Annotated in this window: 12 protein-coding genes; 4 read left to right on the forward strand and 8 right to left on the reverse strand. The window is 45.7% G+C overall.

What is annotated here, in order from left to right; genetic code table 11:
- Positions 1-101: 101 nt before the first annotated feature.
- Both addA and addB read right to left on the reverse strand, forming a co-directional pair.
- Entirely contained in the window at positions 102-3,794 is a 3,693-nt protein-coding gene (gene addA / locus VIG27_RS12600) for a helicase-exonuclease AddAB subunit AddA (RefSeq protein ID WP_394522867.1), read from the reverse strand.
- The gene (gene addB, locus VIG27_RS12605) at positions 3,784-7,215 is read right to left on the reverse strand and encodes a helicase-exonuclease AddAB subunit AddB (RefSeq protein WP_394522868.1); all 3,432 of its coding nucleotides are present in this window, start codon (positions 7,213-7,215) and stop codon (positions 3,784-3,786) included. Before addB ends, addA begins: the two co-directional genes overlap by 11 nt.
- 159 nt (positions 7,216-7,374) lie before the next feature.
- Here addB and VIG27_RS12610 point away from each other — a divergent pair, with 159 nt between their 5' ends.
- Entirely contained in the window at positions 7,375-7,815 is a 441-nt protein-coding gene (locus tag VIG27_RS12610; protein ID WP_394522869.1) for a hypothetical protein, read from the forward strand.
- A 77-nt stretch (positions 7,816-7,892) separates the two neighbouring features.
- On the forward strand, positions 7,893-9,284 hold the full coding sequence (locus tag VIG27_RS12615; RefSeq protein ID WP_394522870.1) for an MATE family efflux transporter: 1,392 nt from the start codon (positions 7,893-7,895) through the stop codon (positions 9,282-9,284).
- A gap of 14 nt (positions 9,285-9,298) precedes the next feature.
- On the opposite strand, the gene VIG27_RS12620 is transcribed toward VIG27_RS12615, so the two are convergent.
- Positions 9,299-10,171 carry a YitT family protein gene (locus tag VIG27_RS12620; RefSeq protein WP_394522871.1) on the reverse strand — a complete coding sequence of 291 codons (873 nt, stop codon included), beginning with the start codon at positions 10,169-10,171 and terminating at the stop codon, positions 9,299-9,301.
- Between the two features lie 423 nt (positions 10,172-10,594).
- On the opposite strand from VIG27_RS12620, the gene VIG27_RS12625 reads away from it, so the two are divergent.
- Positions 10,595-12,004, forward strand: coding sequence for a spore germination protein (locus tag VIG27_RS12625; protein WP_394522872.1), 1,410 nt, complete (start codon positions 10,595-10,597; stop codon positions 12,002-12,004).
- Between the two features lie 40 nt (positions 12,005-12,044).
- Here VIG27_RS12625 and guaB read toward each other — a convergent pair whose 3' ends face one another.
- The 4 genes from guaB to VIG27_RS12645 all read right to left on the reverse strand — a co-directional run bounded on the left by guaB (position 12,045) and on the right by VIG27_RS12645 (position 16,342).
- The gene (gene guaB / locus VIG27_RS12630) at positions 12,045-13,499 is read right to left on the reverse strand and encodes an IMP dehydrogenase (RefSeq protein ID WP_394522873.1); all 1,455 of its coding nucleotides are present in this window, start codon (positions 13,497-13,499) and stop codon (positions 12,045-12,047) included.
- 203 nt (positions 13,500-13,702) lie between these two features.
- Positions 13,703-14,212 (reverse strand): DUF6106 family protein, encoded by a 510-nt coding sequence (locus VIG27_RS12635; protein ID WP_394522874.1) that lies wholly within the window; start codon positions 14,210-14,212, stop codon positions 13,703-13,705.
- Between the two features lie 135 nt (positions 14,213-14,347).
- Positions 14,348-15,967, reverse strand: coding sequence for a chaperonin GroEL (gene groL / locus VIG27_RS12640; protein WP_394522875.1), 1,620 nt, complete (start codon positions 15,965-15,967; stop codon positions 14,348-14,350).
- Positions 15,968-16,051: 84 nt separating this feature from the next.
- Positions 16,052-16,342: a co-chaperone GroES gene (locus tag VIG27_RS12645; RefSeq protein ID WP_394522876.1), complete on the reverse strand. Its 291-nt coding sequence runs from the start codon at positions 16,340-16,342 to the stop codon at positions 16,052-16,054.
- Positions 16,343-16,607: 265 nt separating this feature from the next.
- On the opposite strand from VIG27_RS12645, the gene VIG27_RS12650 reads away from it, so the two are divergent.
- Positions 16,608-17,168, forward strand: coding sequence for a hypothetical protein (locus tag VIG27_RS12650; RefSeq protein WP_394522877.1), 561 nt, complete (start codon positions 16,608-16,610; stop codon positions 17,166-17,168).
- Positions 17,169-17,250: 82 nt separating this feature from the next.
- On the opposite strand, the gene bioB is transcribed toward VIG27_RS12650, so the two are convergent.
- On the reverse strand, positions 17,251-18,207 hold the full coding sequence (bioB, locus tag VIG27_RS12655) for a biotin synthase BioB (protein ID WP_394522878.1): 957 nt from the start codon (positions 18,205-18,207) through the stop codon (positions 17,251-17,253).
- Positions 18,208-18,224 lie beyond the last annotated feature (17 nt).

Genomic DNA, 18,224 nt, shown 5'->3' on the forward strand with positions numbered 1-18,224 from the left:
TAAATTTTGTGACCTCTGACAGGTCGACTATACCATATTGTATAACTTTTTGTCAATGCTGCTCTCACAGAATATAAACCTTTTGTTTTCTGGTTGATTTTTTACCCCCTGATCCGCACTTCCTTTTGGAGAGCCAGGGAATAAATGACCGCCTCTTTTACCTTTTTCCCGGTCATCTGCTCCAGGGCGCGGGTATAGTACTCCATCTGTACCCGGTAACGGTCGATCAACACCTGTTCTTCTCCCTTTTTGATGTGGTCGGTCTTATAATCCACCAGAACAAGCCCATCCTCTTCTTCCATATAAGCATCAATGATACCCTGAATCAATATCAGTTCATCGGAATCTCCAATATCCATCTCTCGTGCCGGTATTCCAATGACAAACTGCTGTTCCTTTTTCAACCGTCCCTCCCGCTGGGCCTCAGAAAGACGCTTTCCAAGTGGGGATTTTAAGAAATTAAGCAGCAGCTTTTTAGAGATTAATGAAATGCTCTCTTCATCCATACGTTTTTCTTTCCGGAAACGTTCTACCGCCTCTTGAAGCTCTTCTTCCGTTTGGACAGAGCCAAAGTCCAAAAGCTCCAGAATACGGTGATAAGCGGTTCCACGGAAAGCCCCTCGGCCTTTTTCATCTGTTCCCTCTTCTTTTAAGAATATAGGAATGGTAGGAAGGAACTCACTTTCCTCCTCATCCAGAAACTGTCCCTGTTTTTTTAATTCCGATACGGAGAGCTTGGTATGAAGTCCAATGTCGGCCTGATAAGGATACCGGTATTCAAAAGCTGCCTTCAGCTCCCGTTCAAATGCTTCATCATAAACCTGTTTTGTATCCAGAGATAACAGACGTTCCTTGGTAAGCTTTTTCCCGGCCTGGCGCTCCACCTCCCTTCCCACAAGCTCCGTAACGGAAAGCTGGCGGACCACCATACTTCCTGTATCCTGCCCCCCCTCGGACTGGATCTTAATTTGTGAGAATTTCCCCGAAAGGCTCATGATCATCCAGTCCAGATATGAATCCGCCGTCGAGAGAATGGTAAATGGAATCTCTCCATTTGCCCGAAACACCTCTGCATACCGGTCCATTTTCTTTTCCAGATACCGGTCCAGTCCTGTCATTACCAGCTTTTCCTTGGCTCTGGTCATTGCCACATAAAGCACACGCAGTTCTTCGCCCATGGCGCCCAGCTCCATTTTCCGTTTTAAGACATGTTTCTTTAACGTGGGTGCCTTTAAGCGCCGTTCCAGATCCAGATGATCGGTCCCGATTCCCAGATCCGGGTCGATTAAAATCTTTCCGTAGGCATCCTGCTTGTTGAACTTCTTTCCCATTCCTGCAAGGAATACCACAGGAAACTCCAGTCCCTTGCTCTTATGAATACTCATAACCCGAACCGTATTCTCTTCTCCGGCCAGAGATGCCTCTCCAAAATCCATATCATACTTTTTCAGGTTCTCAATGTATCGGATAAAGTGGAACAGCCCGGTATAGCTGGTCTTTTCATAAGCGGAGGCTTTTTCCACCAGCATAGCTAGATTGGCCCTGCGGACCTCTCCCGCTGGCATGGCGGAGACATAATCATAATACCCGGTGTCTTCATATAGATCATAAAGCAGTTCGTGTATGGAAAGATAGGCGGCTTTGGCCCTGTAAGAATCAATCCTATCTGCAAAACGTACCAGTTTTTCATAAAGTCCCGGATAATCCGGGTCCTGTGTGCCCTCATAATCCTTTAAATACTGCTGCCATGCTCCATAAATCCCCCGGTCCTGGCCTTTTTTTGATGTCTTTTTAAACCGTGCCGTCATATGGGCCATCTCCTCATCCGTTACCTGGCCGATGGGAGATTTAAGCACTGCTGCCAGAGGGATGTCCTGCATGGGATTGTCGATGATATTTAAAAGGGAAAGAATGATTTCCACCTCAACGGCAGTAAAGTATCCGGTTTTTCTCTCCGCATAGGCAGGAATCCCTTCATTCATCAGCACATTTACAAAATCCTCTGCCCAGCCGCTTAGGCTTCGTAAAAGAATCACCATATCCCCGTAACCGGCAATTCGGTAGCCGCCTTTGCCGTTTAAGTTTTTGTCCCACACATAAAGACCTGTTTCCGGATGGACAAACTCCCGGATTCTGGCCGCAATGGCCTTTGCCTCCAGTTCCCTGCTGGTAAAATCCCCTCCATCGTCATCTAACTGCTTTAACAGATTTCCCTCCGCATGAATCATAAGAAGCTCCGGCTTTTCTCCTGCACGGCCTTCAAAAGGAGCAAAAACGGCGCCGGGGTGAAGCGCTGCCTCCTTTGTATACCGGATATTTCCAAGGTTCTTTGTCATGATCTGATAAAATACCTCATTGATGCTTTTTAAAACCTCTTCTCTGCTCCTAAAATTCTGATGAAGCTCAATCTTCTGATACTTTCCTTCTTCTTTCTGATAAGACTCATATTTATCCAAAAACAGCTGGGGCCTTGCCAGACGGAACTGGTAGATACTCTGCTTCACATCTCCTACCATGAAGACGTTGGGAGTGCCGAACCGCTCTCTGGAAATGCTGTTGATCAGGGCCTCCTGCACATCATTGCTGTCCTGGTATTCATCCACAAGAATTTCTATAAACTGTGCACTCAGTTCATCGGCTGCATCTGACGGAATCCTCTTATCCCCTTCCTTTTTCAGAAGGATCTCCAGGGCATAGTGCTCTAAATCATTAAAATCCACCAGATTTCTTTCCTTTTTTTTCTCCTGATATCTCCTTGCATATTCTCCGGCCAGATCAAGGAGCATGGTAACTGCTTCTTTAGTGCCCAAAATATCAGAAAACACCTCGTCAGGGGATTCAAAGCAATAAAGCTCCGACAGCTTTCCCACCGCTTTTTTTACCCGGTCTCTGACTCCCGTGACGTATGCCTTTTTCTCCGGATCAATATCCTTGCTTCTTATGGAAGCAAGGCGGTCAAAGGATACTGATTTTAGCTGCTCATTAAGAGCTTCATAATTTTCAGCAGAAAGAATCCGGTTTAAAAGGTTCAAGTCGCTTGTCAGCATGGGGAGATAGGCCAGAGGGCCGTTTTCCTCTTCACAGACCTCTGCCGCCGCCTGAATCTGGCTGATAAATTCTGAAACCTGAAGGGCTACATCGCGCATGAGGAATTTCATCCATTCCATCTCCATCATCTGCCCCATATCACCGGCAGAAAGCTCGTCTCTGCACCGGGCCAGCCATTCCTCCGGCCATGGATTGCTTTGGGAAAAGGTGTATACCTGCATGATGTAATCTTCGATTCCATGATCCGTCTTCCCGCTTGCATAGGTTTCCACGAACTGTTCAAAAAGAGGGTCTCCCGATTCATAGAACTCCTCTAGCATCTCCTTCATCACATCCGCCCTTAAAAGAATAAGCTCCCCTTCATCTCCCACCCGGAAAGCCGGGTCAATGTCCAGCTTGTTGTAATGTTCTCTGATCAGGCCCAGGCAAAAGCTGTCAATGGTAGTGATCTGGGCATAGGGGATCATTGCCGCCTGCATCTGTAAATGAGAATTCTCCGGATGTTCAAGCAGTTTTTCATCCACCGCTTTTAAGATACGTTCCCGCATCTCATCAGCCGCAGCTTTTGTAAAAGTCATAACAAGGAGCTGGTCGATCCTTACAGGCTCTTCGCCCTCGGTGATCATGCGGATAATCCGCTCCACCAGCACTGCCGTTTTTCCGCTTCCTGCTGCCGCTGAAACCAGCAGGTTCCGGTTCCTGCTTTCAATGACTGCCTTTTGTTCATCCGTCCAGCTAATTGCCATCGTCTTTTGCCTCCTCTTCTCCTTCGATCACCGGCCAGATTTCCTCAGATTTTAACGCCTTGAATCTGCGGTAGCCATACCCTTCCGTCTTTAGGTCAAAGCCGCAGACCGCATGGTAGGGACAATAATCACAGGCGCTCCGGCTGCCCTGTTTATAGGGGCTTACATCAATTACTCCGTCTAAAATCTCCCTACCCTCTTTCTTTAATTTTTGCTGGACAAACTCCCGCAGGGCAGCAAACCGCTTCCCGCCGGCCACAGAGGATCTGGCCTCCTGAATGATTCCGTTTTTCATGGCCACCGGAATCACATCTGACTCCGTCACGATCTCACGGTCCAGATGGGTTATGGCATTTAGATCCGTATTGACCAATCCGTTCATGCGAAGCTGCTTTAACATCCTCCGGTTAATTTCCTCCTCTGTCATCTCCCCTTCTTTGTCCACAAGGGGATCACCGATATTATAATAGAAGATCCCTGCCGGTACCACCGGCTTTTCCGGCGACCGCCGCTCTTCCATCTCAAGGGCCGCATCCATGTAAACCACCAGCTGGAGCTGAAGTCCGTAGTACAAAGCCGTCAGGTCAAAGGCCGTTTTCCCCGATTTATAATCAATGATCTTTACATAAACCGCTTCCTCATCCTCGCATAAATCCATGCGGTCGATCCTTCCTCTTAAATGAATGGCCTCGTCCCCGGAAAGAGGAATCCGCATGGCCCTTAAATGGTCGGAGGCGGAAAAGGAGACTTCAAATCCTACCGGAGTAAAATCTCCCTTTTTCAGCTGCTCGGTCAGCGCCCACATGGTCCGGTCCGTGATCCGTTCCACCTTACCGGCCAGATAAGCATTTCTGGCCGAGCTTTTTAAGATGGTATTGCCATAATCCTCGGTCACATGGATCACACAGTCATGAACCAGAGCCTTCCGTTCTTCTTCTGTCAGAGACTTAAAGTCCTTCCCTTCCTCTTTTATCCGCTGGAAACACAAATCAATGGAGTCATGGAACAAGTTACCAATATCCATGGCTGCAAGCTCATATTCCTGCCGTTCCATCAGCTCCAGCCCATAATTTAAGAAATGGGCGTAGGCACAGGACGCGTATTGCTCCATCCGGGTCACACTGCCGCTTATGACAGAGCCATACAAAGCCCTTGCCGCAATTTTACCGATTCCCTTCTGCTCATAGGTATAAAAGGCCGCTTCCAACAGCCTCCTCCCCTCCTCGCTGTGACGCTCCGACAGAAGAAAGGCTTTAAAAAGCTCGAAAAACCTTCCGTCTCCCCCCGTCTGCTTATATTCCCGCAGCCCGTCAGACAGAAGCTCTCTGGCTTCCCTCATGGAAAGGGGAACCCGTTCCTTTGAAGGTATGGTCTCGGAGAGACCTGGAAACAGCTTTTTTAATTCTCCAATCAGCGTGGAGGGACGCATGCTTTTCCCGGAACCATCCATGGCAGAATAGGAAAGGATCAGCTCCTGTTCCGGTTTTGTCAGGGCAAGATATAAATAAAACCTCTGCCGGAACCCTTCTTCTCTTGCCGTGGGGGCCAGTTCAATGGCCTGACTCCCTAAAAACTCCCGCTCCCTGTCCGTAAATAAGCTGCTTTTCTCCTTCTTTACAGGCACGATCCCGTCATTGACACCCACAAAAAACAATAATTTTACATGGTCAAGTCTGGTTCTTGTAATATCTCCCACCACTACACGGTCCACAGAAGCAGGGATAAGTCCCACCTTTATTTCAGAAAAACCGGCATCCAGTATCTCCGCATACTCTTTCCCGCTCACATGCTCTTCCCCTAAAAGTCCGGCAAGGCGGTCAAACAAATCCATAACAAGCCCATACACCTGACTGTATTCCTTTGCCAGAATCAGCTCTCCCCTATCCTGAAACTCTGCTTCAAAGGCAAGCAGCTTTTCTTCAATCCCAGTCTCCATAAGCAGAGCCGTCACCGCCGCTGTCATGGATTTTACCGTGGAGGCTTCCTCCCTAAACGCTTCCCGAAGGCGCCTTAAAGGGGCTAGGATCTGCTCTCTGAATTCATTGAGTTCTTCCAGATTCAGTTCCCTGGCTCCCCGGTACCAGCCCTCCCATGCACAATCCCATCGCTTAAATCCCCGGATGCCCATGGCAATGACATAATTCTCCAGACGGTCCGTCTTTTCTTTGTCCTCTTTCTTTGTGACAAGGGCTGTTCTCAAGTACCGGAATACGGATTCATAGGAAAAATCCTTCTGTACGATCTCAATGGCCGCCCGGATCAGCTCCACCATGGGATTTTTTAAAATGCTTTTCTTATCATCCAAAAAATACGGAATGCCGTTTAGCTGGAACTGATGGATGATTTCATTGGCATAGCTGCCAAGATCTCCCGTAACCACCGCCATATCCTTGTACCGAAGCCCCTGTTTCCGTATGGCTTCCTCCATTGAATGGACCAGACAGGTAATCTCCTCCGTCGGGTTTAAGGCCTTCACCAGGCGGATGGAGCCGGTCTCTTTGCAGGTTTTCCCTTTATAGCGGTATAAATTCTGTTCCAGGAAATCCAGCGCATTTCCCGTCTTTGCCCCCGTCTTTTTAAACCGGACCGCGGGATGCGTTAGAAGAAGAATGTCCTCTTCCCTGGAGGTACGGGCCTTCTCCGCCAGATCCTTTAACTTCCATATCATTTGCCGGCTCATATAAAACAGTTCCTGAACACCCATATTACGGCTCATGTTCTCCGACGGATCAATGGTGACCGTTACAATCACCCGTTTGCAGAAACGGAGAAACAGGCTTAAGATCCGGTACTGGACAGGGGTAAATCCGGTATAGCCATCCAAAGTGATGACGCTGTTTTTGATCAGCTCCGACTGGGGCAGGACCCGGCAGAACACGTCAAGAATCTCCTCCGTGGTGATGTACTTGTCCTTAATATAATCCTTAAAGCCCTGATACATGACCGAGATATCCAAAAGCTTCTGCTTCAGCATCGGACTCATGGTGTCCGGCAGAGCTTCCGTGAGCATGTCCGGAGTCACCCCGTACTGGTAAAGCTCCGACAGCATGGACTTTAACTGGGAAATAAAACCGGTTTTACTTAAATGATCTTTATAAAGCACCAGCTCTTTTTTCTTCCCGGAGGCCACCTTGCGAAGCACCATGGATTTTCCCATGTCATCAAGAACCTGGGGATTTTCTATGGCAAGCTCCTCAAAAATCCGGTAGGCCAGACGGTTGAAGCTGACAATATCAATATTCATGACCCCATGATTGGGATGAAGGGAAACGATCTCTTTCTGGGTCTGCATGGTAAACTGTTCGGGTACAACAGCAATATATCTGGTATCCGGCTCCTCCATGGACATCCGGATAAGTTCTGTATAAAGGCGGTAGGTCTTTCCGGACCCGGAACCGCCTAAAATAAACTGAAGGGACATGGTCTCTTTGTCTCCTTTTTGTGATCATTTTTATGTAAAATAAAACACCTATTTTCTTAACATCTTAACATAGAATTCCCCTGGCAACAATGAAATCTTAGGCATGAAACCCAAATCCCAATAATACACTATAACAAAACTGTACGGAGGGCTTTTTATATGAGCTCAAAAACAAAAATCGTCGTATTACGAATGAAAGAAATCATCTACACTGCAATCTTCGTTGGCCTTGGAATTCTTCTTATCACTTTGTTTTTAGTCATGTTCCGCCCGAAAAAGGATTCGGTTCCTACATCTGGTGACGCCGTGCACTATGTTCCGGGGGTCTATACCTCCGCCATAACGCTGAATAACCAGGACATCAATGTTACAGTCACCGTAGATTCCGGTAAAATCACTTCCGTGAGCCTGGTTCCTTTAAGCGAAGCCGTCGCCACCATGTATCCGCTCATGCAACCTGCCATGGATCACTTATCCGAGCAGATCGTGAAAAACCAGTCCACCAAAAACATTTCCTATTCGTCGGATTCCCGCTATACCTCTGGCGTCCTTTTAAAGGCAGTGGATCAGGCACTGTCAAAAGCCCAGAAATCCGATTAGCAGGCATTGTGTTTTTTCCTTTATGATTGTATAATGAGGAAACGTGATACATACTTACATAAATGAGGAAAACGACCATGAATCAAACTACAAAAGCACAGGATGCAGCGGGGCATAACGGGATTACAGAGGGAGTGATTTGGAAACAGCTTCTTCTGTTTTTCTTTCCCATTTTATTCGGCACCTTTTTTCAACAGCTCTACAATACCATAGACGCCGTCATTGTCGGAAGATTTGTGGGCAAAGAAGCACTTGCAGCAGTAGGAGGCCCTACCGGAACCCTGATCAATTTGCTGATCGGTTTCTTCATAGGGCTTTCTTCCGGTGCAACAGTCATCATCTCACAATTTTACGGTGCAAAAAAAGAGGAGGAGGTAAGTAAGGCTGTCCATACGGCCATCGCCTTCTCCATTACTACCGGAATAATCTTTACCATCACCGGCATCCTGGGAGCACCATTTGCCTTGAAAGCCATGGGAACGCCTGACGAGATCCTCCACCATGCGGTGGCCTTTATGCGGGTCTATTTTATCGGGATTACCGCCAACCTGGTCTACAACATGGGAGCCGGAATCCTGCGGGCCATCGGGGACTCCAAACGGCCTCTTTACTTTCTTATCACAAGCTGTTTTACCAATATCGTTCTGGACATCCTGTTTGTGGTATATTTGCCCCTGGGGGTTCGGGGAGCGGCTCTTGCCACCATCCTCTCCCAGCTTCTCAGCGCCGTGCTGGTAGTCCGTCTGCTGATCCGTACCAGGAAATCCTACCGTCTTGTTCCAAAAGCCTTAAAAATTGACCCGGACATGCTTAGAAGAATCATCCGCATCGGTTTTCCTGCCGGACTCCAGTCCGTCATGTACTCCTTGTCAAATATCATCATCCAGTCAAGCATCAACACACTTGGTACCGATACCATTGCAGCCTGGACCGCCTACGGAAAAATAGACAGCATATTTTTCACCATCATCAGCGCATTCGGTATTGCCATCACTACCTTTGTGGGGCAAAACTACGGAGCGAACAAAAGGGACCGGGTCTACAAAGGAATCCGGGTCTGTATGGCCATGTGCTTTGCTTCCTCTATTGCTTTGAGCTTTTTACTCTATACCTTTGGAAACCATATTTTTCTGCTCTTTACCACGGACCCATCGGTCATTGCCATCGGAACGGAAATTCTCCGCTTTCTGGCGCCGGTCTATGTTACCTATATCTGCATCGAGATCTGTTCCGGTTCCCTCAGAGGAACAGGGGACTGCTGGATTCCCATGCTGCTCACCTGCTTAGGTGTATGCGTACTCAGGGTCGTATGGGTCTGGGTGGCTGTTCCTCTGCATCCCACCATTAAAATGGTGGTCTTCAGCTATCCAATGACCTGGACAACCACCTCCGTTTTATTTCTGGTTTATTTCAGCTTTTATAGCCGGCTGAAATGGCGCAGATTCCCCTTACGTCTGAAGAAACACTGATTTTTACGAAGCCTTTACTCCATCGGTGCCCGGTAAAAGGCTCCGTAAAACTGCTCCGTCCGAAACATATTTACGATCACGTGTCCATCCACTTCGTGAAACAGAGATATAATGTCGGCCACCTCATAGGAAGATACCACCGTATGAAGCAGATACATTTTTTTCTTGCTGTAACCGCCTACGGCATCCACACAGGAGATGCCGTGTTGAAAGGCTTTCACATATGCCTGAGTAAGCTCCGGCCCTTTGGTGGTAGTGACCTGAAGAGTCACCCGCTCATACCTGTGATGGAAGGTGGAAATGATCTTTGTCCCCACAAACTGGAATAAAATAGAATATCCCGCATATTTCCATCCAAAGATCGCACCAAAGGTACACAGCAGGATTACGTTCCCTATAAACACATAGGTCCAGATAGAATTTCCCGTCTTATTGGAAACATAAAGAGCAATAAAGTCCGTTCCTCCGGTGGACGCATTTCCTCGAAGGGCGATCACTATGGCAAACCCGTAAAGCACCCCTCCATATATTACATTCAATACCTCATCATCAAAAAGAGGAGTAAATTGAAAAATCCTTAAAAAAACACTGGATAACAAAACCTGGAGCAGCGAAAATAGAGTAAACCGTTTACTGATGCTTTTGCTGCATGCCCAGGCCACAGGAAGATTCAGTATGATCATGCCGAGGGAAGTGGATATATTCATCCCAAAAAGGGATGTCACCCGGTCAATCAAAATGGCAATTCCTGTAAACCCTCCTGATAAAAGCCCGGCCGGCTGAATGAATGCCTGTATTACATAAGTCTGCAAAAGCGCTGATAGGACAACTGCCAACGTTGTCATTACATTTCTCACACGCTTATCTCTCCTCAGTTTTTTCAACATAATATTTCTCCTCCTATCATTAAAGGATATTATATGTAAGTTCTTCCTCTATATCAATCTTTTTCATAAAAAAAGAGGATCGCCCTTCCCCCACAGAAGGCAATCCTCCGTCACGGTCCAAACCGTCACATTATATTGTTTTTGCTACTGGCATCCCCATGCCGATATCAAGCACATAAGACACCTCTATGTGCTTTTCACATAGACAATCGTACCATAGAATCCCAAAAAAGTCAATATTTTTAGTCTATTTTACCAAAAAATTGCCTTTAATTCAAAAAACATTGCCACATTTTTTCTTACAAGTTCCTTTCCTGGGTTTCTGTTTTGCACACAAATGCAAAAAACATATTTTTCTGAAAATTGCATATACTTTCCTTATTGCCAAAATGCTGCTAATTTATTTACAAGGAGAAAACTGTTATGGATTTTTCAAGTAGCCTCACTGATAATATGAATTATTTAAACAACAAACTGGATGTAGACCAAAACTTTGATCTGGTTTACCGCACATTTTATATCGGAGAACGGGAAGCAGCCTTATATTGCATCGACGGGTTTACAAAAGGGGATGTGTGGCAGAAGATCATGGAGGACTTTTCTTCCATAAAAAAGGAAGACATGCCCCTTGATGTCCTTGAGTTTTCCAAAAAATTCTTTCCTTACTCGCAGGTAAGTCTGGTCAAAGATGATGACAAAATGATAAAATCTTTGCTTACAGGCCTTGCCTGCCTCTTGATTGATGGTTACGACAAATGTCTCGTGGTGGACAGCCGTGGCTATCCCTCAAGAGGCGTGTCTGAACCGGAAAAAGATAAGGTGCTTCGTGGCTCCAAAGACGGCTTTGTGGAAACACTGACCTCGAATACCGCTTTGATCCGACGAAGAATCCGTGATCCCAGGCTGACGATGGAGATCATGCATTCCGGAGAAAGCTCTTATACTGACATTGCCATCTGCTATTTTAAGGGACGTGTGGATGAAAAGCTTCTTGCCACCATCAAGGAACGGATCAAAAAGCTGAAGGTAGACGCCCTGACCATGAACCAGGAAAGTCTGGCGGAATGCATCTATCCCCATAAATGGTTCAATCCATTTCCCAAATTCAAATATTCGGAACGGCCGGACACCGCTTCTGCCTCTTTGCTGGAAGGCAACATCATTATCCTGGTAGACAACTCTCCTTCTGCCATGATCCTGCCCTCCTCGATTTTTGACATCATTGAAGAAGCCGATGATTATTACTTCCCCCCGGTGACGGGAACCTATTTAAGGCTCTCCCGGTTTATCATTTCTATATTAACGCTGTATTTGACCCCTACCTGGCTGTTTTTTATGCAGAATCCAGAACTGATTCCCTCCTGGCTCCAATTTATACAGTTATCAGAACCCCCTCAGGTTCCTCTTCTGTTCCAGCTTCTGATTCTGGAATTCGCCATTGACGGACTAAGGCTTGCAGCGGTCAATACTCCCAGTATGCTGACCACGCCTCTCAGTGTGATCGCCGGTATTGTACTGGGAGAATATTCCGTAAAATCCGGCTGGTTCAACAGTGAGACCATGCTTTATATGTCATTTGTCACCATCGCAAACTATTCCCAGTCAAGCTTTGAGCTGGGTTATGCCTTCAAATTCATACGAATGATCATACTCGTAACTACGGCTCTCTTTAACTTCTGGGGCTTTGTGGGCGGTATCCTGCTCTCCATTTGCGCCCTTGTATTTAATAAGACCATAGCTGGAAAGAGCTACATTTATCCCCTCATCCCGTTCCGCTTTTCAGAGCTCAAAAAACGGTTTTTCCGGGGACGTCTGCCTCACAGGGAAAAATAAGAAACAGGCGGAGATCGTTCAATCTCCGCCTGTTTCTTATTTATTCGTCAATGCTGTAATTCGGTGCTTCTTTTGTAATATGGATATCATGAGGATGGCTTTCCTTTAAGGAAGCTGCGGTAATCTTTACGAATCTTCCGTTGTCCTGTAACGCCTTGATATTCTGTGCTCCGCAATATCCCATACCGGAACGCAAACCGCCCAGGATCTGGAATACGGTATCTTCTACCATTCCCTTATATGCCACACGGCCTTCCACGCCTTCCGGTACCAGCTTCTTGGCATCCGACTGGAAGTAGCGGTCCTTGCTTCCATTCTCCATGGCTGCAATGGAACCCATTCCGCGGTAAACTTTGTACTTTCTTCCCTGATATAGTTCAAAGGTTCCGGGGCTTTCATCACATCCGGCAAACATGCTTCCCATCATACATACGCTTCCGCCTGCTGCGATGGCTTTTGTCAAGTCTCCGGAATACTTGATTCCGCCGTCTGCGATGACAGGAACGCCGTATTCCTTGGCAACGGCATAGCAATCCATAACGGCTGTGATCTGTGGAACACCGATCCCTGCCACCACACGGGTGGTACAGATGGAACCAGGACCGATACCAACCTTGACCGCATCAGCACCTGCTTCGATTAACGCCTTGGTGGCTTCTCCGGTTGCAACGTTGCCTGCGATGACCTGAAGTTCCGGATAAGCCTCCTTGATCATTCTTACGCAGCGCAGAACGTTCTCAGAATGTCCGTGAGCGGAATCAAGAACCACAACATCCACCTTCGCATTCACAAGGGCTGCTACACGGTCCAGTACGTTGGCAGTAATACCAACTCCGGCTCCGCATAAAAGTCTGCCCTGACTGTCTTTTGCAGACAAAGGATACTTGATCTGTTTTTCGATATCTTTAATGGTAATAAGTCCTTTTAAATTGAAATCATCATCAACGATTGGAAGCTTTTCCACTCTTGCCTTTGCAAGAATCTGCTTTGCTTCCATGAGAGTGATTCCCTCTTTCGCCGTCACCAGATTCTTAGAGGTCATGCATTCTTTGATCTTTCTGCTGAAATCCTCTTCAAACTTCAAGTCACGGTTTGTAATAATACCCACCAGTTTTTTTCCTTCTGTGATCGGTACGCCTGAGATGCGGAACTTTGCCATAAGCTCGTCTGCATCCTTTAATGTATGTTCCGGGGAAAGGAAGAATGGGTCCGTTATGACGCCGTTTTCTGACCTCTTAACCTTATCAACCTCATCCGCCTGCTGTTCTATGGTCATGTTCTTATGGATGATGCCGATTCCCCCCTGTCTTGCCATGGCAATTGCCATGCGGTGCTCGGTAACGGTATCCATACCTGCACTCATAAGCGGAATATTCAGCTTGATGGTTTTTGTAAGGTTGGTCGTTAAATCAACCTGATTGGGAATTACTTGTGAATATGCAGGAACTAATAGCACATCATCAAAAGTAATGCCTTCGCCAATAATTGTACCCATTGATATTTCCTCTCCTTCTTTCGATTTTTATTAACATCGCTAATCTGAATTTTGCTTGTTAGTTACCTAGTTTAACAAATTTTACATAGCTTGTCAACGGACATTTTGTAGTATTTTTCCGTCATACATGGACAGTAAAGAATGCTTTTTTTATACAAAAAAAGGGCGGGAACAGTCATTCACCATTCCTACCCTCTTTCCTGTTATATCTGTGAAATCACCTTACGGGGTGCTGTCATCTTCATACAGTGCAGCAGCTTATCATTGGGTTCAAAAATAACTTTCACCCGTTCCGAACCAGACTGACTGATGAGCGTATAAGTCTTTGCCCCCGGCAACTGTGAAGAAAAATCAAGTACCTTCATATCTTTTGTTTCATGATCACGGGCTTCTGTGGAACCTGTGGGAGCCACGATCTGTATCTCCTCCATGGAGGCCTCCCAGGCTTTTTTCCTCTTGCTTTTGCCGTATATCCGGTCAATGGACAACGAATTGGTCACATACAAATATTCGTATTCCACTTCACTGTTCCTGAATACCAGATATGCGGCTCCTCCGACAGCAAAAAGTATGATTACTCCGAAAATCCCAAAAACCGGAGAGATGGAAAGGAAAAATGCGATGACACACAAAATTCCCATCACGATCTTTAGCACCAAGGTATAGGCCGGTGCTTTTCGCTTCACAAGCCATTCTGCATACATTTCATTCATAATGATACTGGATTCCTTTCTTCCCTGCGTCTTACCGGGGTATAAAGGTATTCCTTTCAGGCGCTGCTTTCTCTTCCCGTATGATTCAGGGTATAAAAGGATACCTCATAGGTGATTCTTTCGTACAGATATGTCTTACATCATATCCATTCCGCCTGGAGCCGGCATTGCAGGTGTCTTTTCTTTAATATTAGCAACAACAGACTCTGTTGTCAATAAGGTGGACGCCACGCTGGTAGCATTCTGAAGAGCGCTTCTGGTAACCTTTGTCGGGTCTAAGATGCCTGCTTCCACCATATCTACATATTCTTCTTTATAAGCGTCAAAGCCAATTCCGACTTTGGATTCTTTTACTTTATTGATGATGACGCTTCCTTCCAGTCCTGCATTGGCTGCAATGTGGTATAACGGAGCTTCCAGAGCCTTTAAGATGATCATACCGCCGGTCTTCTCGTCGCCTTCCAGTTTCTTCACTACGTCTTCGATCTGAGTGATGGTATGAATATAAGCAGATCCGCCGCCTGCGATAATACCCTCTTCTACGGCTGCTCTCGCTGCAGATAAAGCATCTTCCATACGAAGTTTTGCTTCCTTCATCTCAGTCTCTGTTGCAGCACCTACACGGATCACTGCTACGCCGCCGGATAATTTAGCAAGTCTTTCCTGTAATTTTTCACGGTCAAAATCAGAAGTAGTCTCTTCGATCTGGCTCTTGATCTGTCCAATTCTTGCAGAAATGGAATCCTTATCGCCTAATCCGTCAACAATTACGGTGTTTTCCTTCTGTACCTTAACGGATTTTGCACGTCCTAATAAATCAAGAGTTGCGGTCTTGAGGTCATATCCTAATTCTTCGGAGATTACGGTTCCGCCTGTTAAAACAGCGATATCCTGTAACATCTCTTTTCTTCTGTCGCCGTAGCCTGGTGCCTTAACACCAACAACATTGAAGGTTCCTCTTAATTTATTAACGATCAGAGTTGTTAAAGCTTCTCCTTCGATATCCTCAGCAATAATCAAAAGTCTTGCACCGGACTGAACCACCTGCTCTAATAAAGGAAGGATCTCCTGAATGCTTGTGATCTTCTTATCGGTGATCAGGATATATGGATCGTCTAAATTCGCTTCCATCTTCTCCATATCTGTGCACATATAAGCAGAGATGTAACCTCTGTCAAACTGCATACCTTCCACCAGATCCAGTTCTGTCTTCATGGTCTTGGATTCTTCAATGGTAATAACGCCGTTGTTGGACACCTTTTCCATAGCGTCAGCTACCATCTCACCGACTTCATCATCTGCTGCGGAGATCGCTGCAACTCTTGCGATGGAGGCTTTGCCTTTGATCGGTGCGCTCATCTTGGCAATGGCTTCAACAGCAGCCTCTGTTGCCTTCTTCATACCCTTTCTAAGAACGATTGGGTTGGCACCGGCTGCTAAGTTCTTCATACCTTCATTGATCATGGCCTGTGCCAGAACGGTTGCGGTAGTCGTACCATCACCAGCCACATCGTTGGTCTTTGTTGCAACTTCTTTTACTAACTGTGCACCCATATTTTCAAAGGCATCTTCCAGCTCGATTTCTTTTGCAATGGTTACCCCATCGTTTGTGATCAAAGGTGCACCAAATGATTTATCAAGTACCACGTTTCTTCCTTTTGGTCCTAAGGTCACACGAACAGTATCTGCTAACTGATTGACACCTGACTCAAGTGCTTTTCTTGCATCTACGCCATATTTAATCTGTTTTGCCATAATTCATACCTCCAGTTTTCTTCTAAAATAATGGAAAGTCCTATGGGACCTTCAGTTCTTTGTGACAGCCTGCGGCCGCCTTATTTATTCGATCACTGCTAAAATATCATTCTGCTTTACAATAACGAATTTTTCATCGTCTTTTCCGGTCTCTACTTCTGTTCCTGAATATTTGGAGAAGATTACCTTATCGCCGATTTTAACCTGCATGGTAACTTCCTTGCCGTCTACCAAACCGCCAGGTCCTACTGCGATGACTTCCGCCTGCTGTGGCTTTTCTTTTGCCTGCCCCGGCAGAACAATACCGGACTTTGTTGTCTCCTCTGCAACCAATGGTTTTAACACAACTTTGTCAAATAATGGTACTAATTTCATTGCAATTCCTCCTCATAGCTTTCTGCTTATTTCTTTCTTCTGGCCTTCCGAAAGAAGTATTTTTTTATTCACATAATAAGTTATATCACTCATTATTAGCACTGTCAATAGTTGAGTGCTAACTTTATAATTTTTTTACAAATTTACCATATCTATACGTTTTTTACCTTATTTATTTAGTTTATAGAAATTTTCTTATTATATACCTTTCTTTTTTTCAACAGAAGTATTACAATAACAAAGAGAATGAAAGGAGTGTTTTTTTATGGCAAAAAAGGGTAATGGTTTTGGGAAATTTGTGGCACTTGCCACCATCGCCGGCGCTGTTGTTGCAGGCATCTCTTATTTTACGAAATACAGATCTTTCCACAAAGAACTGGAAGAAAATTTTCACGACTTTGAAGATGACGGCAATGACGATATTTCCAAGATTGACAGCACGATGAACCGCAACTATGTTTCCTTAAATGCCAATAAGGACGAGCTTAAGATTGCGGCTTCCGACATGGCCGATGCTGCCAAGGATGCAGCCGTTGCCGCTAAGAATCTGGTAAAGGATGCAGCCAATATCGTAGGCGATACAGCAAAGGAAGCGGCCAATGCCGTGGCATTTACTGCAAAAGATATGTTTGACTCCTCATTAGAAAAAGAAGACACGAAAGAAGAAACAGAGAATCTCACAGAATACGGTGGTCTTGATTATACCGCTTCCGAAGACGGCCAGCCGGCCGGGGACACATTGGAAGAACCGGAGGATGTGGAAGACTCTATGAAGGATTCATCGACCCATGATACCACTACCATCGTGGAAGATGATATTCCATAACGTTCCTGCAGCACGCAGGATTAAGGAGCTGTTTTTCCTGAATGGAACCAGGAAAAGCAGCTCCTTTTTGTAACATAACGGATCAGGGTTCTACGAAGTATTCAAAGCCGGCATCTGTGATCAGCTGAATGGTATCCTCAATTGCCTGTCCATCTGCAGTCAGATAGCCGGAGGCAAAAATAGAATCCACTGCATAGAACATCCATTTCTCTTTTCCTTTTAAATATACCTCTCTTCCGGCTGCACATCTTATATCGGAACTGGGATTCAACAAACGGGCAAGACATAATACTTTTAAACAATATTCCGCAGATAGATAAGAAGTATCCATTTTCTCTAAAGCGGTTCCTTCTATTGGAATAAAAAAATTAATCGGCACCGCCTGAGGATGGATTGCCTGGATGTCAAAAAGCATGTCAACAATATCCTGTTTTTCTTCCCCAAGGCCGGCAATGCCGCCGCAGCATATTTCAAATCCCATGCTTTGCAGCATTTTAATATTGGATATGCGCTCCTCATAGGTATGAGTGGTACAGATATTGGGATAAAACCTTCTGCTTGTATTTAAATTATGATTGATCCTCTCCACTCCTGCTTCTTTCAGGATTTTCGCCTGCTCTGGAGTCAAAAACCCGATGGAGCAGCATATGGGAGATTGGGTTTCCTTCTTAAGCTTTCTTATCTCATCTGCAAATTCATTTATTTCCGAATTTTGAAAACGGATTCCGCTTAAACCGATACAATGGCGTGCAAGATTCTTATCCGTTACCGTATAACCGTCTTTTAACAGCTTTTCATAAGCAACCAGCCTGTATTTATCAATATGGGCTTTGGATTCCTGGGACTGGGCACAATAGGCACAGTTTTGGGAACAGTTGCCGCTCCTAGCATTTGTGAGCAGCTGGATGGATACGGTGTTTCCTTTGTATTTTTTTCTGATGGAATAAACAGCTTCTAACAGCTCCGGCAATTCTTCATCCGGCAGGTTTAGGAGGGATAACGCGTCCTCTTTTGAAAGGTGCTGGAAATCATAGGTCATTTTCTAATTCTCCCTGT

The organism is Lacrimispora sinapis, from assembly GCF_043633585.1.
Taxonomy (GTDB): Bacteria; Bacillota; Clostridia; order Lachnospirales; family Lachnospiraceae; genus Lacrimispora; species Lacrimispora sinapis.